This window comes from Viridibacillus sp. d25.2 (assembly GCF_055456015.2).
The window spans coordinates 794001-815171 of sequence record NZ_CM196652.1; the positions used below are offsets into that span (position 1 = coordinate 794001).

The window sequence follows — 21171 nt, forward strand, 5'->3', positions numbered from 1 at the left end:
TTAAAAAAGATGATATAATTATTCTTGTCCTTAGGTAATACAATAGTCTAGTGGCGATGGCAAAGAGGTCACACCTGTTCCCATGTCGAACACAGAAGTTAAGCTCTTTAGCGCCGATGGTAGTTGGGGGTCTCCCCCTGTGAGAGTAGGACGTTGCTAGGCGATCATATTATTCCGAAGTAGCTCAGTGGTAGAGCATCCGGCTGTTAACCGGACGGTCGTAGGTTCGAGTCCTACCTTCGGAGCCATTTTTGGAGAGCTGTCCGAGTGGCCGAAGGAGCACGGTTGGAAACCGTGTAGGCGAGTAACCTTGTCTCAAGGGTTCAAATCCCTTGCTCTCCGCCATACACATTCTCATTTATTAAATGGCCCCTTGGTCAAGCGGTTAAGACACCGCCCTTTCACGGCGGTAACACGGGTTCGAATCCCGTAGGGGTCACCATTTATAACATTATACGGAGGATTAGCTCAGCTGGGAGAGCACCTGCCTTACAAGCAGGGGGTCGGCGGTTCGATCCCGTCATCCTCCACCATTTAAATTAATAATACCATTATCGCGGGGTGGAGCAGTTCGGTAGCTCGTCGGGCTCATAACCCGAAGGTCACAGGTTCAAATCCTGTCCCCGCAACCAAATGGTCCGGTAGTTCAGTTGGTTAGAATGCCTGCCTGTCACGCAGGAGGTCGCGGGTTCGAGTCCCGTCCGGACCGCCATTTTTTAAAAAAGAATATTAAATTATTATGGGTCAGTAGCTCAGTTGGTAGAGCATTAGATTGAAGCTCTAAGTGTCGGCGGTTCGATTCCGTCCTGACCCACCATAATAATGCCGGTGTAGCTCAGTTGGTAGAGCAACTGACTTGTAATCAGTAGGTCGAGGGTTCGACTCCTTTCGCCGGCACCATGTTTTTCTGGAGGGGTAGCGAAGAGGCTAAACGCGGCGGACTGTAAATCCGCTCCTTCGGGTTCGGCGGTTCGAATCCGTCCCCCTCCACCATTTTTTTATTTTAGGGGCATAGTTTAACGGTAGAATAGAGGTCTCCAAAACCTTTGATGTGGGTTCGATTCCTACTGCCCCTGCCAATTTAATTTTATAATGGCGGTTGTGGCGAAGTGGTTAACGCACCTGATTGTGGTTCAGGCATTCGTGGGTTCGATTCCCATCAGTCGCCCCATTTAATTTTTGACAATAAAATGATTGAAATATAATAATAATATTATGGCGGTTGTGGCGAAGTGGTTAACGCACCTGATTGTGGTTCAGGCATTCGTGGGTTCGATTCCCATCAGTCGCCCCATATTATTGGGGTATAGCCAAGCGGTAAGGCAACGGATTTTGATTCCGTCATGCCCTGGTTCGAATCCAGGTACCCCAGTTAAATTTGCGGAAGTAGTTCAGTGGTAGAACACCACCTTGCCAAGGTGGGGGTCGCGAGTTCGAACCTCGTCTTCCGCTCCATTTTTTATTTACGGCGGCATAGCCAAGTGGTAAGGCACAGGTCTGCAACACCTCTACCACCGGTTCAAATCCGGTTGCCGCCTCCAATTATTTTTAAAATATCTACATATTGCATATAATAATATTATGCCGGTGTGGCGGAATTGGCAGACGCGCACGACTCAAAATCGTGTTCTTTCGAGAGTGTCGGTTCGACCCCGACCACCGGTATCTAAAGTAACTTGAAACCCTTGATATATCAGGGGTTTCTTTTTTTTGTAGAAAATTTGTAGAAAGAACATTATAGTTGATATAAAATATTTTTAAACTGTTATCGTTTCTATTTAAAGGGAGATGGTAGTATCATGGTAAATATGAAAGAAGCTGTTGAAAATCAAGAAGTTCAATGTTTAGTACACTTCACTAACGCTTTGTTCAACAATCGGGCCATTTAATTGAATAACACTTCTAAATTAAAAATAGGATTTTATGTTAGTCTTGATGTGAGTTTGTGAAACAGTGTACTTAAGCTAACGAGGCAGGTTAGTTCAATAAGAAACTTCAAAGTAATAGGTGAATTAATACTAAAATATGGTAAAACAATTAGTTGAATAGTCTGTTTTGCCATGTAGAACGGAGATCCATCTGAATCCCCGCAAATCAAATTTTCTCTGAAAAGTGTGAAGTGAAAATGTCCCCTGAGGGCTATTATTTGCCTGTTACCACATTTGAAGTGGAGACGGACAAGTGCGGGTGCTTTCCCCTCAATTTTTTTAATTAGGAATAGTATACTTTTTCTACTTTATATAATGTCTGCTCGATAGTCGAGCAGAGAACGGCATCCACTTTGTAAAATTTAACTCGAAAGTATAAACTTTTCAAAAAGTTCTTTATATTATTTTTTTGCTTAAAGGCAGGGAGAAATTCTGAATTTTTCTCCACATCACCAAAACTTTGAATCCATTGCTCTACATAAGTCTGACTAAGTATTTTTCTATTTAAAACACTAATTATGGATTTTACCATTCTCTCATCTTCCCCATCGGAGTAAATTCGATCTGTTATGGTCATCTTTTCGTAAACCAAATCGAGGATAGTTAAGAGGTCATTTTTATCCAGTTCGGAACATTGAGCCAAATCTTCTAAAGCATCTGCTGCATGGGCTATAGCATGAGCCCAGCCTTTTTCTTCGTCATACCCACGGTAATCTCGTTCTTCTTGTACATTGTAAAATACTTTCTCTTTTATCTGATGAATTTGCTCTCTTGAGAGAAATGGTGATTCTCTATGCCTTATGAAGAAGAGCGGTATGACTAGCATGGAGAAAGATCGAGTGAAGACAGAGTCTGTATTTGTTTCACCAAGCTTAAAAAGCAAATGGTTTTTATCCAAAACAACCGGTAGAAGTTGTTCTAGTTCGTTTGCTGTTAGAGAATTATCAGGAATCCAATGTGATAAGGTTGTATAAATTAGCTCATCACGTAGTTGGGCATCCAAAGAACCGATGTTATTTATCATTTCTAGTATCAACTGGAATGTATCGGGGGGTGCTTGGTACCCATTTTCTTTTATTAATATCAACTTTTCTTTTAAATTCATTTTACACGCTCCTACTAGAAATTTTCTGAACTAACTTTTTCAAGGGTTTCTACTGACTATACGGCTTCTTCCCGTACCCTTCTTCCCTTACTATAAGGTACAGATAGGATCAGAGACAATCCGCAATAGCATAATAATTTTCATGATTTTCCTTGTAAGTTAATAGTTAGATAGTCATAATTTGTATATTAAATCAAATTAATCCAAAGCGCAATAACTATGGAATTTAAATTTTGGGCGTGAAGAACATCTACTGAAGCAATAATTACAGTCGATCTAACTGAAATTCACTACAAAATAAAAGGATTGTTTACTTGATAAATAATAAAATATTAAGAAAAGAAAATATTCAGGAAATATTATCGTTGTCACCTACACAGCAAGGACTACACTTTAAATATCAGATGGATCCTAAATCGAGCGAATACATGGAACAGGTTGTCCTAAAAATTAAAGGAGATATAACTGATAAAGAGATTGAAAGAGTATGGCATCACTTGATTAGCACTTATGATGGTTTGCGTTCTATTAATAAATGGTCAGCAAGAATTAGCAGAGAGCAACATGTACTTGGATTATGATTAGTCCCAATGCAGAGTATACAAGTGGAGTGGACAGGTTACTCTAAGTTAGACAAATAAAATAAGGGCTAGTACACTTACTCTAACAATCAAAAAGGAGCGTGCTATCCGATGAGACAAAAACGCCGAACGTTTACTGCTGAATTTAAATTACAAATGGTGCAGCTTTATGAGAACGGAAAATCACGTGCAGATATTGTACGTGAATACGACTTAACGCCTTCGGCTCTAGATAGTTGGATTAAAAAGCATCAAAATACCGGTTCCTTTAAAGCAAAAGATAATCGTTCGCCTGAAGAAAACGAACTGATAGAAATGCGTAAAGAACTTCAACGTTTACGGATGGAGAATGATATTTTAAAGCAAGCCGCGCTGATCATGGGACGAAAATAGATGTGATTCGAAACAACACTCACAAATATTCGGTATCAGCAATGTGCGACGTCCTTGAAATTCCACGTAGTACATATTATTACTACGCAAGTTTACGTGAAGATGAACAAAAAGCAGCCGATGAAATCGAGTTAACGGAGTGTATTTTGACTATCTTCAAAGCAAGCCGTAGTAATTACGGTACACGTAAAATTAAGAAGGAACTTGAGAAGCAAGAGAAAATCGTTTCTCGACGTCGGATTGGTCGTATCATGAAGCAACTAGGTCTTACCTCAAACTATACAGTAGCGCAATTTAAACCTTATAAGGAAACATGTAATGAAGCACCTATTGGAAATGTGCTTGCCCGTGAATTTCAGCAAGAACAAGAACTTGCCGTCCTAGTTAGTGATTTAACGTACGTTCGTGTTCTTAATAAATGGCACTACGTCTGTCTATTTGTCGACTTATTTAATCGTGAACTGGTCGGATATAGTGCTGGTTCACATAAGAACGCCGTTCTTGTTTACCAAGCTTTAAGTCGGATTAAAGGAAACTTAACAAATGTACAAATGTTTCATAGTGATCGTGGGAAAGAATTTGATAATCACCTGATTTCAGAAGCTGTTGAAGCTTTTGGAATGACACGTTCGTTAAGTACAAAAGGATGTCCTTATGACAATGCCGTGGCTGAAAGAACATTTAGGAGCTTCAAAACGGAATTTATTTACCAACGCTCTTTTACTTCTCTTGAACAACTTGAACTTGAACTTCGAGACTATGTGAATTGGTTTAACAATATTCGAATTCATCAAACTTTGGACTATAAAACGCCCGTTGAATTTAAACAACAGACCTTATAATAGTTGTCTAGTTTAGTGTTGACAGTTCAGTCTGGATTGGTATGAGAGTATCTTATTCCTTCCTTATTTCCAACAACAATAAATTCTGCGCCTGACTCCTGCTGAATCGGTTGAACGATGCCCTGGATTACTGAAGAAGGATCCTCCAATGCAAATGCTTCCTTAATTTCTGGTATATTTGCTACACTATGGGCAAGACTCAATGCTCTTTTGCCGATTTGATCCTCCGCCATATCCGATATAAAACGCTCTAGGAATACTGAGAAGATTATCCAAATACTAATAATCAATAAGCTAATAAGCAGAATCATTTTCATTCTTAAATTGAATTTTATATTTAGAAATCGTTTCATCGTTTCAAACTCCTCAAAGCCCTTATTAAAATAATCTCATTATATCATTATATTGCTTTACCTTCTTGAAATGTATCCCCGTGTTTAACCACTCCAAATACCTTTTGAAATTCCGTATGTTCTTTTAATTGTACCTGTAAAATGTTCTGAATAAATCACATCACAATTTTCAGTTTGCCATAGCCAATATGTACTTTTATTTTGCAAAAGACAATTGTTGAGGTGAATAGTTTTGTTAGAACTTTGACTATCTAAAAATAAAATGATATATCAAGATATAGCAAATCTATATAGTGTATCATATCAAAAAATTATTAGATTAATTAAAACAAATCGTTTAGATCCAGACGTATTGAGAGAAAGTAATAAATATTTCCCCTATGTTTGTGCCAAAATCGCTAAAAGTTCTATGGGTTCTGCTACAGTATTTTGGGAGAGGAGATTTAGATACGAGTAAATACCATTCAATATCGTTTTACGAAATACGCTAGCCTAGCAGGAACTAAAGCGAGTTAGCCCACATATATTTAGGCTACTTTGGCAAGACGCATGGTAGCAGCAGGTATAGATACCTTTATCATAATGACGATATTAGGACATACGGAAGGGTTATTTGCCGATTTCGCTTTGAAAAAGTAGAGTTTAAATTAAATTATCTCAATTATATATTATTAATTAATAGTTAAGTTGACCTAAACAAATCAAGTCGCCATTGAATAAACTATTTTCACAGACTAAAAATGCCAACATAGGCACCAGAAAGGTTGATAAACTAATTTATGAAAACAATTATTTTTATAGGTAGTAATAAATCTGGTTCAAGTAGGGAAGCAATAAAGGCTGCTGAAAAGCTAGGTTTTTTTACTATACTATTAACCGATAGGAAAAGGTTCCTTGTAAACAGACTCGATTTCCCTGAAGTTCACCAAATGGTTCTTACTGAATTGGGGAACCACGATATGTTAAAAGAAAATATAAGAGCAATACAAGCACAAGGAAAAAAAATAGAAGCTATATTGAGCTTTATTGATCCTTATGTCCATGTAGCTGCAAAACTGTCAAAAGAATTAGGTTTGACTGCTGTATCCCCTGAACCTTTAGAAAAAATGGAAGATAAGCTTTCAACACGTGAACTTTTAAAAAATCTTCCTGTATCCCCCTATTTTGCAAAGTTTGATAAAGATGATTCCTTAGAAGACTTTATCAATAACCAAAAAGGGTTATTTCCTCTCATTGTAAAAACCCCTATTTCAACTGGTTCTAAAGATGTGTTATTTGTCAAAGATGACAAGCAATTAGAACAATCCATTAATACGTTATTAAAAAAAGGGAACAGAGAGGTATTAATTGAGGAATATTTAGAGGGGCCTCAATATTTGATTGAAGCATGTGTTTACAAAGGAAAAGTTCATATTATTGCAGTTCTTGAACAGGAAATAACGTTTTCAGATCGTTTTATTGTTACTGGTTATTGTTTGTTGGGAGATATGGACATAGTCCTTTACAATAAAATCTATGAAACCGTTTGTTTGGTACTGGGACGGTTTAATTTGAATAATGGATCTTGCCATTTAGAAATGCGATTAATTAATGATGAATGGAAACTAATTGAAATAAACCCTCGGATATCAGGGGGAGCAATGAATCGAATAATTGAAACGGCCTATGGAATTAATTTAGTTGAAGAAACCATAAAGATTTTTTTGGGGCAAGAGCCTAATCTCGAAAAAAAATACAAAAGATTTGTATATGCACAATATTTAACAAGTGAATCTACGGGTACTTTAATAAAGGTGACAGGAAAAAATCGCTGTTCTCGGATAGATGGGGTAGAGGAAGTATTTATTAAGCCTAAAAAAGGGAAGGTATTACATCCGCCTTTATCCATGGGCGATCGCTATGGATATGTGTTGGCATCTTCAGAAAATAAAGAAGAAGCAATCAGGACTGCTAAGGAAGCAGCAAAAGAAATCCGTTTTTATATTGAACCTATTTAATTGGAGTGGATAAAAAATGATAGATGGCCGACATGAGGAATACGAGTCCGTTTGTAATCTGAAATCTACTTTGAAAATGATTTATGAAACCCAGAACAAGGCGCAATTACCAATCTTTCAAGGTATACTTCAGGAAACCATCCCATTTATTTTATATTCCGCTGCAACTTCTGAACCTTATTTTACCTTTGGTACTACCACGACCTCACAATCCCTATTTAGAACTTGTTTTTTCCGTATTGAGGATTTAATTGACTCGAATGTCTCCCTATCATTATTACGTCCAATTGATATAGAAGGAAATTGTTTAGATACTGTATACAATCTTTATCGATTAGAAAAAACGAATATTAAAGTGACTGTATCCATACAAGAATTTTCCGGTATTCAGTGTATCAGTCCTAAATTAATAGATCGTCAAAGTATCATTGTTGAACAAAAGTGTTAGGAACAAAAGACGGATTAGCATTTTCGAATCGTTGGTTCATCGGTTTTACTAAGCATCTCAAACTTGATGGGAAGTTGGACTGCTAGGCTTTTGGATATATTATGCACGTATCTTAGTCATTGTACATTAATTATATAGAATCTAGGTGTTCATAAAAAGGGGAGTACTGGATAGCCTTCTCTAATGGTTTTCTTAGAATGTCATCTTTTATAAGGAGAGGTGGAAAAATATGATCTTAATTGGAATGCTGCATCATAGGGCAGAACCCGAGAACGTAAAGAAGGCCTATGCCTATTCTGTTGTGGCTAAAGCTGAAGGTGTGGAGTTTTTTTACTTTACACCTGGAAAAGTTGATATTGAAAACCAGAAAATTATCGGGAAATATTATGAAAATGGTGTGTGGATTGACAAGGAATATCCATTTCCAGATGTCATTTATAATGCAAGTTATCCCTTAGGTGAAAAAGCAGAGCAAACCTTCGACTATTTATCTGAGAGAATTACTTTTACTAGTCATTCAATCGGAGATAAATTGAGTGTCTATAAAAGGATTAAGGAAGGTAAGGATTTTAAACAATACCTGATTCCAACAATCGAGCTAACTAATTTCGAAGATTTACTGAACATGATTAATCAATATCCAAAAATCATTATGAAACCTATTTCTGGCCACCAAGGTGAGGGCATCCTTTTCATTGAAAAAGAAGATGATGAATTCAAAATTAATGACGCAGGCAAAATCTCAATTTATACGAAAAAAGAGTTGTTTGACTTGGTGTTACTTAGAATTCAGGAACAAGAATATATAGTTCAAAGGTTTATTTCATGTCAGATAAAATCAGGCCATGTATCCGACTTCCGTTTGCATGTACAAAAAAATGGAGAAGGCAAATGGGTCATAACATCAATATATCCCCGTATAGGACCATTGGGCAGTATTACATCTAATTTAGGTAGTGGCGGTTACACTGCTTATCTTGATAATTTTTTACAAAAAGAGTTTAATGATGACTGGTTCAATGTCAAAAGATCACTTGAGTATTTTTCATTAAGCTTTTCTAACCATTTTGATTCATTATACGATGATTCCCCACTCGATGAATTAGGAATCGACGTTGGAATCGATGAGAACCAGAGGCTGTGGTTATTTGAAGTAAATTGGCGGCCTGGAATCCCAATAATATTTAATAGTGAATTAGACGTAGCAAGAAATACGATTCATTACGCCAAATATTTAGCCCTTAATAACAAGAACTTGTCTTCGAATTGAGGTTTAGAGAAATGTAACTGCCTTTACTATTTGAGAAGGCTAATTTTAAAAAGAGATTTTATCTGGACTGTATACAATATTAGGTTAATTAAAAAAATTGTTATTGAACTAGCGGAGGCTATACTCGAAGATCAATGAGCTGCGTAGACCGCTCTTTTTTCTTGTTCAATAAAAAGGGTAGATTACTTGAAGAAATAAAAGGGAGCAAAATAAAGATTGCTCCCTTTGTACTGACGGACATTAAACATTTGCACCTTAAAATTCAAAATCTATTTTCGGATTTTTAAAATAGCACACCTTATCACTCTCTAATTTCACGAAGCACTTTACAAGGGTTTCCTACTCCATCACGTTTGCCGAAGTATCATTTTGTCACGATACTTCCCGCACCATTAACCGAATTATCTCCAATTGTCACACCTGGCATTACTATGACCCCAGCATCAAACCAAAAACTTTCCCCAATATGAATATCTGAGTTGAATTGTAAATGTGAGCGATTATTTCGAAGCGTTGGTGTGATTGGACAACCATATTTTGTGAGTGTCAAGGTAGGACCAAACATGACATTATCTTCAACATAAAGCACGCATCAAGCATTAAGGTATATATAACAATAGGAACTCCTATTTTGATGAATACTCAAAATTGTATTCTTTCGGGAGCGTCGGTTTTCGCCCCCGGCCACCGTATTAGTTCATAAAAATTGGAGCATATAGTTTTTTTATTTTTTAGTTAGTAATAAATTAAAGTCAAGATTTATTCTATAAAAGATGAGTATATAATAGATCTAACAATACTATTTGGAGTGACAACATGAATTTTTTTTATGCAATAAAAGGTAATTCTTTCGCTAGAGATCGCTATTATAAAGTGTATATTAAACAGAAAGAGCTATGGTTTGGACAAATAGGGCGACAACTATATGGTATGCAGCAATTGGGAGGGAATTCAATTATATTGGAATTAGTTTTTAGTAGTCTCAGACGTTGGTGCATTGTACCAAGAGGGAAAAAACGGGAACAAGCATCAGATGCAATTTTATCATCAAGAGAATTTTTAATTAGAAAAGGAAACCGTATTATCAGTTTCGATGATCTCGCAGAAGTGACCATCAACGAATTGCAATCACTGCATACCATACATGGTAACAGTGGTACTTTAACTTTAAAATTAGTTGATGGAAAAGAATTTAAACTGGTTCTAGAAGAAAATACAAGTTTAAAACAATTGGAAGCTATTTTTCATCAGATTCCAGTAAAAAGGATTGATTATTGGTGGTAGAGGTTCAGTTCTAATAATTTACAATGTAATTAAAGTTTCATGAGGAAACCTATTTTAAACTGTACTCACAGCTGACTTAAGATACATTATGAATAAGAATATCAAAGAATGCACCTTTATTCGCTTTTCTTACATATAGTTTGTTAAAGTAGAAATAAGAAAGAGAATATATGACTAGGAGTTTTTAGATATGAAAATACGTCCAAAGAGATTGCAAGTCGGAGATACAGTTGGAATTATTGCACCTGCTAGTCCACCAAATATAGAAACGTTAACAAAGTCATTTGCTTTTTTGGAGGAGCTTGGCTTGAAATATGTTATTGGCAACTCTGTACAAATGAAGAATGGTTATTTAGCAGGAACAGATGAGGAGCGTTTATCGGATTTACACGATATGATTAAAGATCCTAGCATTGCAGCGATTTTCTGTGCTAGTGGTGGCTATGGTGCTGCACGTATTGCAGAACGCATCGATTATCAATTACTAGAGGAGAATCCTAAAATTTTCTGGGGCTTCTCAGATATTACGTATTTACATACCGCTTTTGGTTTGTATTCAGATATTGTAACTTTCCATGGTCCAACTTTATCTAGTATAGGTAGGGAAGATGTTACTGAACGTTCTAAACATATGTTTAAGCAATTATTTGAACCTGCTGAGATTCATTATGAAGAAGATATCTCCAAGCTTACAACCGTGTCAGGCGGTGCTGTAAGAGGAGAACTTGCAGGGGGTAATTTATCGCTAATTGTCAGCAGTATTGGGACCAAGTATGAAATCGATACTAAAGGTAAGATTTTGCTTATTGAGGATATTGGTTTAGAGCCAGTTCAAATTGATGGTCTTCTCAATCAGTTAAAGCTGTCACGCAAACTAGATGAAGTAGCAGGTGTTATTATTGGAGAGTTTACAAACGCAGAGCCAAAAGAGTATGTAGAGTCACTTACACTAGATGAAGTATTTGATCATTATTTTGGTAATCTAGGCAAACCCGTTGTGAGCGGTTTTAAAATAGGACATTGCGAACCAAATGTAGCTATTCCATTAGGCGTGGATGCTATTTTAGATGCAGATCGTAAGCGTTTGGCTATTTTACCTGGTGTTCAATAATGCCTTACTGTAGTATTCAATAAAAATTTTTAAAATTAGATATTAGCTGAAGGTACAATACTCAATACTATTTATCATAATTCTCCAGACATTATTTTAAAATACAATAGCTTCTTTTAATAAAATTGGCTTAAAACTACAAAACTTTTACTATGAAACTCATCTCTCTACGAGGTGAGTTTTTTTATATCTAGTAGTATATCTCGGTAATTAAAAAGTAAATGTATTAATTTATAAATAATTGATATTAAAGTAAATTTCTGCTAATGTATTTTTATAATATTATCAGAATATTATAAAAATAATAGGGGTGGTATTGTGAAGTATTTTTTATCAGTAGACATGGAAGGAATTACGGGGTTACCGGATTATACGTTTGTATCTCAATCAGAAAATAATTATGAACACTCTAGGAAGATTATGACAGATGAGGCTAATGCAATAATAAGTGCTGCTTTTAAAAGCGGGGCTAAGGAAGTGTTAGTAAACGACAGCCATTCCAAAATGAATAATTTATTGGTCGAGGATTTACATGAGGATGCAGATTTGATCACGGGAGATTTAAAGCCTCTCTCAATGGTTCAAAACGTAGATGAAACATTTGATGGCGTTATGTTCGCTGGTTATCATGCGAGGGCGGGGCAACCTGGGGTAATGAGCCATTCAATGACATTTAGTATTCGAACAATGTTCATTGATGATGTGGAAATCGGTGAAATTGGTTTTAATTCATATGTGGCTGGCTATTTTGGAGTTCCAGTTATTTTCCTAGCAGGTGATGATTGTGCATGTCGCGAGATTGAAGCACTTATTCCTGGTGTTGTAACTGCAACGGTAAAAGAATCAATTTCGAGATCGGCCGTGAAGACATTACATCCTAAAAAAGCACGTGCGTTATTAGCTGAAAAAACGGCTGAGGCGATTGCGAAAAAGGATTCGATTAAACCACTTGTACCACCAGCTACACCGACTTTACGTATTGAATTTACAAATTACGGGCAAGCCGAATGGGCTGCATTAATGCCAGGAACGAGAATTATTGAAGGTACAACAATGGTGGAGTTTAAGGCAAGAGATATTTTAGAAGCATATAGAGCAATGCTCGTAATGGCGGAGTTGGCTTATCAAACGCGATATTGCTAATAAAGAAGAGAGGGAGGGTTTGAATGATTCAATATATTATAAAGCGCTTCTTCATGATGATTGTAACAGTATTGCTTATTGCAACATTAACGTTTTTTTTAATGCATGCAGTTCCCGGCTCGCCATTCGATAATGATCGTACTTCAAATCCTACAATTCAAGAAAATCTTGAAAAATACTATAAGCTAGATGAGCCATTGCCGGTGCAATATATGAATTATTTGAAGGCAATTGTAACATTTGATTTTGGCCCTTCGATTAAGAAACCAAATGACTCAGTTAATAGTTTACTCGCAAGGGGGTTTCCTATTTCGTTTGAGCTAGGGATTGTGACAATACTAGTGGCCGTTTTATCAGGTGTAGCATTAGGCACATTAGCAGCACTCCGGCATAACGGGATAATTGATTATCTAGCGATGACTTTTGCAGTTGTAGGTATTTCAGTCCCTAACTTTATTTTAGCAACATTACTCATTCAAATTTTTGCCGGTGAATTGGGGTGGTTACCAGCAGCAACTTGGCAGAGTCCACTACATATGATTTTGCCAACTTTAGCATTAGCAACAGGGCCAATGGCGATTATTGCCAGGCTCACTCGCTCTAGCATGTTAGAAATACTTACTCAGGATTATATAAAGATGGCGAAAGCGAAAGGTTTGAAGCCGTCTAGAATTATTATTCGGCATGCACTCCGAAATGCAATGATGCCGATTGTAACAATTATGGGGACGATGCTAGCGGGTATTTTAACCGGTACGTTCGTAATTGAACGTATTTTCGCAATTCCAGGTATGGGAAAATACTTCGTTGAAAGTATTAATAATCGTGACTATCCCGTTATAATGGGCGCTACTGTTTTCTATAGTGCATTTTTAGTATTCATGTTATTCCTAGTCGATATTGTATATGGCATTTTAGATCCACGTATTAAATTGCACAAAAAAGAAGGTGAATCATCATGACCAATATAAAAGACGTTGAAATAAAAGACGAGTGGTTTAAATCTAAATCGAAGAACTTGGAAAAAGCTGAAATGGTAGTTAGGCCATCATTATCTTATTGGGCAGATGGTTGGCGTAAGTTAAGAAAGAATAAGCTAGCAATGTTAGGGCTATTTTTTTTAATATTTCTTGCTTTGATGGCTATATTTGTCCCTATATTATCGCCTTATTCAGTAACTGCAACGGATTATCCAAATCAAAACAAAGCACCTTCTATGACTTATTGGTTTGGAACGGACGAAGCGGGGCGAGATGTTTTTACGAGAACTTGGTACGGTGCTAGAATTTCTCTATTTGTGGGTTTGATGGCTGCATTTATAGATTTCTTTATAGGTATTATTTATGGAGGTTTTAGTGGTTATAAGGGTGGCAAAACTGATTTAATCATGATGCGAATCATTGAAGTTTTATATGGTCTACCTCATTTACTTGTAGTTATTTTGTTAATGGTCGTAATGGGACCTAGCTTAACGACAATTATCGTTGCCTTAACAATTACAGGATGGGTTGGTATGGCACGAATTGTTCGTGGTCAAGTATTGCAAATCAAGAATTATGAATTTGTAACAGCATCTAAGTCTTTTGGGGCTAAGACTTCACGCATCATACGAAAAAATCTGTTACCAAATACAATGGGTACTATTATTGTACAGATGACCCTGACAGTACCAAGTGCAATTTTTGCTGAAGCCTTTTTAAGCTTTTTAGGCTTAGGAATTCAAGCACCATTTGCTAGCTGGGGTGTTATGGCAAATGATGCTTTACCGGTTATCTTATCGGGAGATTGGTGGCGCTTATTCTTCCCAGCACTATTTATTTCCTTAACGATGTTTGCATTTAATGTTCTTGGAGATGGACTACAAGATGCGCTTGATCCAAAACTAAGGGGGTGAGTGGGATGGTACGTGAACAAGCGATAGACAACAAATTTACGGGGCAATCTACAGTCGAAGAAAAAGAGAAGATGAGTGAGAAAATCTTACAAGTGGAAAATCTACAGGTGGCATTTACTACATTTGGAGGTGTAGTTCAAGCTGTAAGGGGCGTTACATTCGATTTGCATAAAGGTGAGACACTTGCCATTGTAGGGGAATCTGGTTGCGGTAAAAGTGTTACATCAAATGCAATTATGGGATTAATCCCACAACCTCCAGGGAAAATTACAAACGGTAAAGTAATCTTTAAAGGAAAAGATTTGACTTCTTATAAGAAGTCAGACCTTCGTAAAATTCAAGGTCTCGATGTGTCGATGATTTTCCAGGATCCAATGACGGCATTAAACCCAACGATGACAATTGGAGAACAGTTGACTGAGGGACTACGTACGCATCATAAGATAAGTAAGGCAGAAGCTAAAACTAAGGCTATTGAAATGCTACTACTTGTAGGAATATCAAATCCTAGTGAACGTTTAAAACAGTATCCTCATCAGTTTTCCGGTGGTATGCGACAAAGGATTGTTATAGCAATCGCTTTAATATGTGAACCAGCCTTATTAATTGCGGATGAGCCAACAACTGCACTGGATGTTACGATTCAAGCTCAAATTTTAGAACTGTTTGATGAAATTCAAAAGAAAACAGGCGTCTCCATTATCTTAATCACACATGACCTGGGAGTAGTTGCTAAAATAGCTGATCGGATTGCAGTTATGTATGCAGGTAAGATTATTGAAATAGGTACGAAGCGAGAAATCTTTTATGAACCCACACATCCTTACACAAAGGGACTGTTGAATTCTGTACCTCGACTAGATTTAGTAGAGGAAGAATTAGAGCCAATTGAAGGCACACCACCAGATTTATTTGCTCCACCAGATGGCTGTGCTTTTACAGCGAGATGTCCTTATGCGATGGAAGTATGTAGTCATGTATATCCAGTTGCAACATCTCTATCTGAGAAGCATAAGGTAGATTGTTGGTTACAAGATGAACGTGCAAAAGGATTATTTAACTGAAAATGGTGAGAGGCACATTGTGCTTAGTATATTTCACAAAAGAGTTAAAGGGGGATTATTCATGAAAAAGTGGTTAACAGTTTTATTTGTAGCAGTATTTGCAATTGTTTTATCCGCTTGTACGGCAAGTAAAGACGCAGGCAAAGAACCATCGTCCGGAAAGGGTGAGGGAGATGCTAAAGAAAAAGTTCTTTACTTAAATAATGGTAGTGAACCAACTTCTTTTGATCCATCTGTTGGTTTTAATGCAGTATCTTGGAATGCATTAAATAACTTGATGGAAGGTTTAGTTCGCTTTAATGACAAAGATCAACCTGTAGAAGCAACAGCTGACAAAATTGCTGTTTCTGATGATGGATTAACTTATACTTTTACAATTCGAGATGGTGCTAAATGGTCAAATGGTGATGCAGTAACGGCAGGAGATTTTGTTTTTGGATGGCTACATATGCTTAATCCAGAAACGGCTTCACCAGCAGCATTCTTAGCTTATTCAATTGATGGCGCTGAAGCTTATAACACTGGTAAAGGTAAGGCAGAGGAAGTAGCAATCAAAGCAACAGATGCTAAGACATTTGAAGTGAAATTGAATGCACCGACTGATGCGTTCTTGAGCATCATTACAAATCCTAGTTTCTTTCCTGTGAATGAGAAAGTTGCGAAGGAAAATCCGAAATGGTTTGCAGAAGCAGATTCATTCGTCGGTAATGGGCCATTCAATTTATCAGAATGGGAGCATGATGTGAAATTTGTCTTCAAAAAGAATGATCAGTATTGGGATAAAGACTCTGTAAAGCTTGATAAAGTCGATTGGGCAATGGTGAATGATACGAATACTGAATATCAAATGTACAAATCAAATGAGCTAGATGTATCAGGCGTTCCTGCTGAACTAGCAGAACAGTTAAAGGATGATAAAGAATTACATGTAGAAGATCAAGCAGGCATATACTTCTATCGATTTAATGTAGAGAAAAAGCCATTTACAAATAAAAAAATACGCCAAGCTTTTGCTAAAGCAATAGACCAAGAAAATATCGTGCAATATGTAACAAAAAATGGTGAGAAACCAGCACATGGTTTCGTAACATATGGCTTCAAAGGTCCAGATGGTAAAGAATTCCGCGAATCAGTTGGAGATTTAGTTTCTTTAGATAAAGAAGAAGCAAAGAAATTGTTAAAAGAAGGTATGAAAGAAGAAGGTTGGTCTAAGCTTCCGAAAGTGACATTAACTTATTCAACAAGCCCAGAACATCAAAATATCGCTGTAGCCTTACAGAGCCAAATTAAAGAGGCATTAGGTGTAGATGCAAAACTTCAGAACGTAGAAGCTAGTGTATTCTTAGCTGAACAAAAAGAATTGAAGCATCAAACATCTCGTTCATCATTCTTATATGATTATGCAGATCCAATCAATGCACTTGAAAGTTTTATTACAGGTTCTCCAATGAACCGTACAGCATGGTCAAACAAAAAATTTGATAGCTTGATTAAAACGGCTAAACAAGAAACAGATGCAACAAAACGCTGGGAAGCATTACAAGAGTCTGAGCGTGTGCTAATTGATGAAGCACCAATTGTACCATTATACTTCTATAATCAAGTTTCATTAGAGAAACCTAATGTATCAGGTATTGTCCGTCACCCAGTTGGTTATACGGAACTGAAGTGGGCAGATAAAAACTAAAAAGAAGCGGTGCCTTTTATAGGCACTGCACTTTCTTCAATAAATGAGGGAATGTCTATGCCACGTTCTTTGATTTATTTTAGAAAGGGAGGAAACGATGATGAAAAATAGACCTATGAGACTTCAAAAGGGTGACACGATTGGGATTGTAGCTCCATCAAGTCCGCCAAACCTTGAAAGTTTACAACATTCACTAGCGTTTCTTGAAGAGCTTGGATTGCATTATAAATTTGGTCTATCCGTGGAGAATATAGAGGGCTATTTAGCAGGTACTGATGAAGAACGACTAAATGATTTACATACAATGTTTGCAGATCCTACAATTGCAGGTATCATTTGCGCTGGTGGTGGATACGGCTCAGCACGTTTTACAGATAAAATTGATTTTCAGCTCCTTGCTAATAATCCTAAAATCTTTTGGGGTTATTCAGATATTACATTTCTACATACAGCGATAGGAAAGTACTCTAATTTCATCACCTTTCATGGACCAATGCTAGCTTCTGATGTTGGGAGGCCAACATTCCGTGAAAAGTCAGGTCAAATGTTTAAACAACTTTTCCAACCAATGGAGTTACAGTATACAGAGGATTACTCACCCTTGGAGACAATGGTTGCGGGAGTAACAAAAGGAGAAATCACAGGAGGTAACTTAAGTCTCTTATCCAATGGACTTGGAACAGAATTTGATGTCGATACGAGAGGGAAAATTCTATTAATTGAGGATGTAGATGAAGAGCCTTATAGAATAGATTGTATGCTAAACCAACTACGACAAGCGGGCAAATTACAAGATGCAGCAGGTTTCATTGTAGGCGATTTTAGTAATACAGAACCGAAAAAGCGCAAAGTATCATTGACGCTAGAGGAAGTGTTAACTCATTATTTAGGCGCCTTAAATGTGCCAGTAGTAAAGGGGTTTAAAATTGGACATTGTGAGCCCCATTTCGCAATACCTTTAGGAGCAGAGGCTATTCTAAATGCTAATGATAAAACATTGACCATTTTACCAGGGGTCCAATAAATTAAGGAGTGACAAGTCATGATCATCCAATCCATAGAAGCATTTAAAGTTGCTGTACCTTTACAAAAGCCATTTAAAACAGCATTACGTACGGTAATAGTCGCAGAGTCCATTTATGTACGTGTAACAGTAGAGGATGGGCGAGTAGGTTGGGGAGAAGCGCCTCCAACACATGTGATAACAGGTGAAACATTAGGAAGTATTCAATATGCTGTTGAAAAAGTATTTGCACCATTATTAAGTGGGCAAGATCTCCGCTTTTATGAGCAAGTTTTTCAAAAGTTGCATACCGCAATAGTGGGTAATACAAGTGCAAAAGCAGCAATAGATATGGCATTGTATGATTTGATTGCACAACGAGCAGAACTCCCACTTTATCAGTTTTTGGGTGGGCATAAAAAGGCGATAGAAACGGATTATACAGTAAGCGTAAATTCTCCAGAAGAAATGTCAGCCGATGCAGCAAAATATATTGCTAATGGATTTCATGTATTGAAAGTAAAGGTCGGTATTGGAGAAATTTCTGAAGATATCGCTCGGATAAAAGCAATTCGAGATGAAATTGGTTATACAACAAAACTTCGACTAGATGCCAATCAAGGTTGGAATGCAAAGGAAGCTGTGTATGCCATTTCTAAAATGGAAGATCTAGGTCTAGAAATAGAATTGATTGAACAACCCGTATTAGCACATGATGTACATGGTTTGAAATTTGTAACGGATCATACATTAACACCAATTATGGCTGACGAGAGTGTCTTTTCGGTGCATGATGCAAAATTTATTTTAGAGATGCGTGCAGCAGATTTAATCAATATTAAGTTGATGAAAGCAGGAGGAATTTATCAAGCCTTGAAAATCAATGCACTAGCCGAAAGCTGTGGAGTGCAATGTATGACAGGGAGTATGATAGAAACCAAAATTGGTATTACTGCTGCAGCCCATTTTGCAGCAAGTCAGCCAAATATACAATATTACGACTTTGATGCTCCTCTAATGTTGAAATTTGAAACAATCAAGGGAGGCATTACATATAAAGAAAGAAAGATTTGTTTCTCAGAACGTAGTGGGCTAGGCATTGAGGAAGTATTTAAGGGGGAAAACTAGATGGCAGCATTACATAATATTTGGCATTGCTCTGTAGCAGTAGCCTCGGTTTGGACGAAGCCAGAATTAGTTCGTGATATTGATCAACCGGCTATTACAAACCCTGTACAGCTCGTAAAATGGTTAGAAGCACTCCCTTATAAAGAACGATTAGATTTATGTGATAGCAATAGAATTCAAACGCAATTGTTATTTGGAGAACCTGTAATAGTAGAGGAGATTCACGGAGAATGGGCGAAAGTTATTGCCATTTTGCAACCTACTCATAAGGATGAAAGAGGTTATCCTGGCTGGGTTCCTTTAGTGCAACTAACTAAGCAACAACTTTCAGATTCAATGGAAAACATCATTGTGAATGTAGATAAAACACAATTATGGTCAGAAGATGGTATACCACAAATCGTTTTATCTTTTAATACGGTATTGCCTGTATTAGACGAGAAAGGACAGTATTATATTGTTGATACACCAATAGGAAGAGGAAGAGTATTAAAATTGAGTGCAGTAAAATATACCGGCGACATTGTTCAGGCGATGGATAAGGCTGTGCAGTTTGGATTGAATTATTTGGACTTACCTTATATTTGGGGAGGTATGTCATCGTATGGTTATGACTGCTCCGGCTTTACTTATAATATGGCCAAGGCTTGCGGCATACGAATTCCGCGAGACGCGGGAGATCAAGCTACATATGGGATGGCTATAACAAAGAACAATGAAGAGGAATGGCAAGTCGGAGATTTATTATTCTTTGCAGATGAAAAGGGTACAAAATCTGTGAGGCATGTAGGTCTTTACTACGGTGAGGGCCAAATGCTTCATTCGCCACAAACAGGTAAAACAGTTGAACTGATAAAACTTGCAGGCACAATATTCGAGGAAGAAATATGTGCAGTTAGACGCTATGGACCGGGAGTGAAAACAGCATGACAGAGAAGACAATATTATCCGTACAACAACTAAAAAAACATTTTGATCTAGGACAAGGTGCAACATTAAAAGCGGTGAATGGGATAAGCTTTGACGTGATGGAAGGTGAAACGTTTGGATTAGTTGGCGAGTCGGGATGTGGCAAATCTACAGCAGGCAGGACAATTTTAGGTTTGTATAATCGTACAGATGGTAAAGTGTTATTCGAAGATCAAGATGTCCATTCAATGACTGAGAAGGAGCGCAACAGCTTCTTGAAAAAGATGCAAATGATTTTCCAAGATCCATATGCGTCATTAAATCCGCGCTCTACTGTTTTTGAAATTATTGCAGAGCCAATAGAAATTCATCATTTAAATAAATCGAAAGAAGAGCTAAAAGAAAGAGTATATGAATTATTAGAGGATGTTGGTTTGAACCGAGATCATGCAAATCGCTATCCTCATGAATTTTCAGGTGGCCAGCGTCAAAGAATAGGAATTGCCAGGGCCCTTGCGCTTGAGCCGAAGTTTATAATTGCCGATGAGCCGATTTCAGCTTTAGATGTATCTGTTCAAGCATCTGTAGTAAAGCTGTTGCAGAAGCTCCAAAAGGAAAAAGGTTTAACGTATTTATTTATCGCACATGATTTATCAATGGTAAAATATATTTCAAAACGAATTGGCGTTATGTATTTAGGGCAAATGGTAGAACTGACGACAAGTAAACAACTTTATCATGAGCCTCTTCATCCATATACACAAGCTTTATTATCAGCTATTCCGATACCAGATCCGGATATTGAGGAGAAAAGAGAACGTATTATTCTTGAAGGAGAATTACCAAGCCCGATTAATCCACCAACAGGATGTGTTTTCCACACCCGCTGTCCAAAGGCGCAGGAAGTTTGTTCCCAACTACAACCAAAATGGCTAGAAAAAAGCGAAGGGCATTATGTAGCTTGCCATTTATATGATGAAGAAGTGCTTGCGATGGAGCAGGTTGAGACATTTGCCCACTAAAGAGCATAT

At 37.2% G+C, this 21171-nt stretch carries 19 protein-coding genes, 16 tRNA genes and 1 rRNA gene; 33 read left to right on the top strand and 3 right to left on the bottom strand.

The window, feature by feature from the left end; translation table 11 throughout:
• The first annotated feature begins 46 nt into the window (after positions 1-46).
• From rrf to ACZLO7_RS03990, 17 genes are all read left to right on the top strand, one after another.
• A 5S ribosomal RNA gene (rrf, locus tag ACZLO7_RS03910) occupies positions 47-162 on the top strand.
• A gap of 11 nt (positions 163-173) precedes the next feature.
• Positions 174-248 (top strand) — tRNA-Asn (locus ACZLO7_RS03915).
• Positions 249-253: 5 nt separating this feature from the next.
• Positions 254-345 (top strand) — tRNA-Ser (locus tag ACZLO7_RS03920).
• Between the two features lie 22 nt (positions 346-367).
• Positions 368-442 (top strand) — tRNA-Glu (locus ACZLO7_RS03925).
• A gap of 15 nt (positions 443-457) precedes the next feature.
• Positions 458-533 (top strand) — tRNA-Val (locus ACZLO7_RS03930).
• Between the two features lie 22 nt (positions 534-555).
• Positions 556-632 (top strand) — tRNA-Met (locus tag ACZLO7_RS03935).
• A 3-nt stretch (positions 633-635) separates the two neighbouring features.
• A tRNA-Asp gene (locus tag ACZLO7_RS03940) sits at positions 636-712 on the top strand.
• Positions 713-741: 29 nt separating this feature from the next.
• Positions 742-817, top strand: a tRNA-Phe gene (locus tag ACZLO7_RS03945).
• A 7-nt stretch (positions 818-824) separates the two neighbouring features.
• A tRNA-Thr gene (locus ACZLO7_RS03950) sits at positions 825-900 on the top strand.
• Positions 901-909: 9 nt separating this feature from the next.
• Positions 910-993 (top strand) — tRNA-Tyr (locus ACZLO7_RS03955).
• 12 nt (positions 994-1005) lie between these two features.
• Positions 1006-1079 (top strand) — tRNA-Trp (locus ACZLO7_RS03960).
• Between the two features lie 16 nt (positions 1080-1095).
• Positions 1096-1171, top strand: a tRNA-His gene (locus tag ACZLO7_RS03965).
• 47 nt (positions 1172-1218) lie between these two features.
• A tRNA-His gene (locus ACZLO7_RS03970) sits at positions 1219-1294 on the top strand.
• A gap of 6 nt (positions 1295-1300) precedes the next feature.
• A tRNA-Gln gene (locus ACZLO7_RS03975) sits at positions 1301-1372 on the top strand.
• An 8-nt stretch (positions 1373-1380) separates the two neighbouring features.
• Positions 1381-1455: transfer RNA gene (locus ACZLO7_RS03980), tRNA-Gly, on the top strand.
• A gap of 12 nt (positions 1456-1467) precedes the next feature.
• Positions 1468-1541 (top strand) — tRNA-Cys (locus tag ACZLO7_RS03985).
• Positions 1542-1583: 42 nt separating this feature from the next.
• Positions 1584-1665, top strand: a tRNA-Leu gene (locus ACZLO7_RS03990).
• 546 nt (positions 1666-2211) lie between these two features.
• Here ACZLO7_RS03990 and ACZLO7_RS03995 read toward each other — a convergent pair.
• On the bottom strand, positions 2212-3033 hold the full coding sequence (locus ACZLO7_RS03995; RefSeq protein ID WP_464941437.1) for a DUF2785 domain-containing protein: 822 nt from the start codon (positions 3031-3033) through the stop codon (positions 2212-2214).
• 314 nt (positions 3034-3347) lie between these two features.
• Between ACZLO7_RS03995 and ACZLO7_RS04000 the strand changes: the two genes are divergently transcribed.
• Both ACZLO7_RS04000 and ACZLO7_RS04005 read left to right on the top strand, forming a co-directional pair.
• Positions 3348-3614: a condensation domain-containing protein gene (locus ACZLO7_RS04000; protein WP_464941436.1), complete on the top strand. Its 267-nt coding sequence runs from the start codon at positions 3348-3350 to the stop codon at positions 3612-3614.
• Between the two features lie 111 nt (positions 3615-3725).
• Positions 3726-4849 (top strand): IS3 family transposase gene (locus ACZLO7_RS04005; RefSeq protein ID WP_464941456.1). Its coding sequence is split into 2 segments (ribosomal slippage): positions 3726-4005 and positions 4005-4849, totalling 1125 coding nucleotides; the frame shifts between segments, so codons are not numbered across the junction.
• A gap of 26 nt (positions 4850-4875) precedes the next feature.
• Here ACZLO7_RS04005 and ACZLO7_RS04010 read toward each other — a convergent pair.
• The gene (locus ACZLO7_RS04010; protein WP_464938715.1) at positions 4876-5202 is read right to left on the bottom strand and encodes a hypothetical protein; all 327 of its coding nucleotides are present in this window, start codon (positions 5200-5202) and stop codon (positions 4876-4878) included.
• A gap of 779 nt (positions 5203-5981) precedes the next feature.
• Between ACZLO7_RS04010 and ACZLO7_RS04015 the strand changes: the two genes are divergently transcribed.
• The 3 genes from ACZLO7_RS04015 to ACZLO7_RS04025 all read left to right on the top strand — a co-directional run bounded on the left by ACZLO7_RS04015 (position 5982) and on the right by ACZLO7_RS04025 (position 8917).
• The gene (locus tag ACZLO7_RS04015) at positions 5982-7199 is read left to right on the top strand and encodes an ATP-grasp domain-containing protein (protein ID WP_464938716.1); all 1218 of its coding nucleotides are present in this window, start codon (positions 5982-5984) and stop codon (positions 7197-7199) included.
• A 16-nt stretch (positions 7200-7215) separates the two neighbouring features.
• Complete coding sequence (locus ACZLO7_RS04020) at positions 7216-7647, top strand: CotY/CotZ family spore coat protein (protein ID WP_464938717.1); 432 nt, start codon at positions 7216-7218, stop codon at positions 7645-7647.
• A 229-nt stretch (positions 7648-7876) separates the two neighbouring features.
• Positions 7877-8917, top strand: coding sequence for a YheC/YheD family endospore coat-associated protein (locus ACZLO7_RS04025; RefSeq protein ID WP_464938718.1), 1041 nt, complete (start codon positions 7877-7879; stop codon positions 8915-8917).
• 364 nt (positions 8918-9281) lie between these two features.
• Here the strand turns inward: ACZLO7_RS04025 and ACZLO7_RS04030 are convergent, their stop codons facing one another.
• A complete protein-coding gene (locus tag ACZLO7_RS04030; protein ID WP_464938719.1) occupies positions 9282-9482 on the bottom strand; it encodes an LbetaH domain-containing protein in 201 nt (66 codons plus the stop codon).
• 251 nt (positions 9483-9733) lie between these two features.
• Here ACZLO7_RS04030 and ACZLO7_RS04035 point away from each other — a divergent pair, with 251 nt between their 5' ends.
• The 11 genes from ACZLO7_RS04035 (at position 9734) to ACZLO7_RS04085 (ending at position 21162) form a co-directional block, all read left to right on the top strand.
• Complete coding sequence (locus ACZLO7_RS04035; protein ID WP_464938720.1) at positions 9734-10201, top strand: hypothetical protein; 468 nt, start codon at positions 9734-9736, stop codon at positions 10199-10201.
• Between the two features lie 190 nt (positions 10202-10391).
• Positions 10392-11312 (top strand): S66 peptidase family protein, encoded by a 921-nt coding sequence (locus ACZLO7_RS04040; RefSeq protein ID WP_464938721.1) that lies wholly within the window; start codon positions 10392-10394, stop codon positions 11310-11312.
• Between the two features lie 318 nt (positions 11313-11630).
• Positions 11631-12455 carry a D-aminopeptidase DppA gene (dppA, locus tag ACZLO7_RS04045; RefSeq protein ID WP_464938722.1) on the top strand — a complete coding sequence of 275 codons (825 nt, stop codon included), beginning with the start codon at positions 11631-11633 and terminating at the stop codon, positions 12453-12455.
• Between the two features lie 23 nt (positions 12456-12478).
• Positions 12479-13417 carry an ABC transporter permease gene (locus ACZLO7_RS04050; RefSeq protein WP_464938723.1) on the top strand — a complete coding sequence of 313 codons (939 nt, stop codon included), beginning with the start codon at positions 12479-12481 and terminating at the stop codon, positions 13415-13417.
• Positions 13414-14349, top strand: coding sequence for an ABC transporter permease (locus tag ACZLO7_RS04055; protein WP_464938724.1), 936 nt, complete (start codon positions 13414-13416; stop codon positions 14347-14349). The genes ACZLO7_RS04050 and ACZLO7_RS04055 overlap by 4 nt, the downstream gene beginning before the upstream one ends.
• Before the next feature lie 71 nt (positions 14350-14420).
• Positions 14421-15413 carry an ABC transporter ATP-binding protein gene (locus tag ACZLO7_RS04060; RefSeq protein ID WP_464938814.1) on the top strand — a complete coding sequence of 331 codons (993 nt, stop codon included), beginning with the start codon at positions 14421-14423 and terminating at the stop codon, positions 15411-15413.
• A 61-nt stretch (positions 15414-15474) separates the two neighbouring features.
• A complete protein-coding gene (locus ACZLO7_RS04065) occupies positions 15475-17100 on the top strand; it encodes a peptide ABC transporter substrate-binding protein (protein WP_464938725.1) in 1626 nt (541 codons plus the stop codon).
• A 100-nt stretch (positions 17101-17200) separates the two neighbouring features.
• The gene (locus ACZLO7_RS04070) at positions 17201-18124 is read left to right on the top strand and encodes a S66 peptidase family protein (RefSeq protein ID WP_464938815.1); all 924 of its coding nucleotides are present in this window, start codon (positions 17201-17203) and stop codon (positions 18122-18124) included.
• 18 nt (positions 18125-18142) lie between these two features.
• Positions 18143-19231, top strand: a complete 1089-nt coding sequence (locus ACZLO7_RS04075; RefSeq protein WP_464938726.1) for a dipeptide epimerase — start codon at positions 18143-18145, stop codon at positions 19229-19231.
• The gene (locus ACZLO7_RS04080; protein WP_464938727.1) at positions 19232-20161 is read left to right on the top strand and encodes a C40 family peptidase; all 930 of its coding nucleotides are present in this window, start codon (positions 19232-19234) and stop codon (positions 20159-20161) included.
• Positions 20158-21162: an ABC transporter ATP-binding protein gene (locus tag ACZLO7_RS04085; RefSeq protein WP_464938728.1), complete on the top strand. Its 1005-nt coding sequence runs from the start codon at positions 20158-20160 to the stop codon at positions 21160-21162. The genes ACZLO7_RS04080 and ACZLO7_RS04085 overlap by 4 nt, the downstream gene beginning before the upstream one ends.
• Positions 21163-21171: the final 9 nt, after the last annotated feature.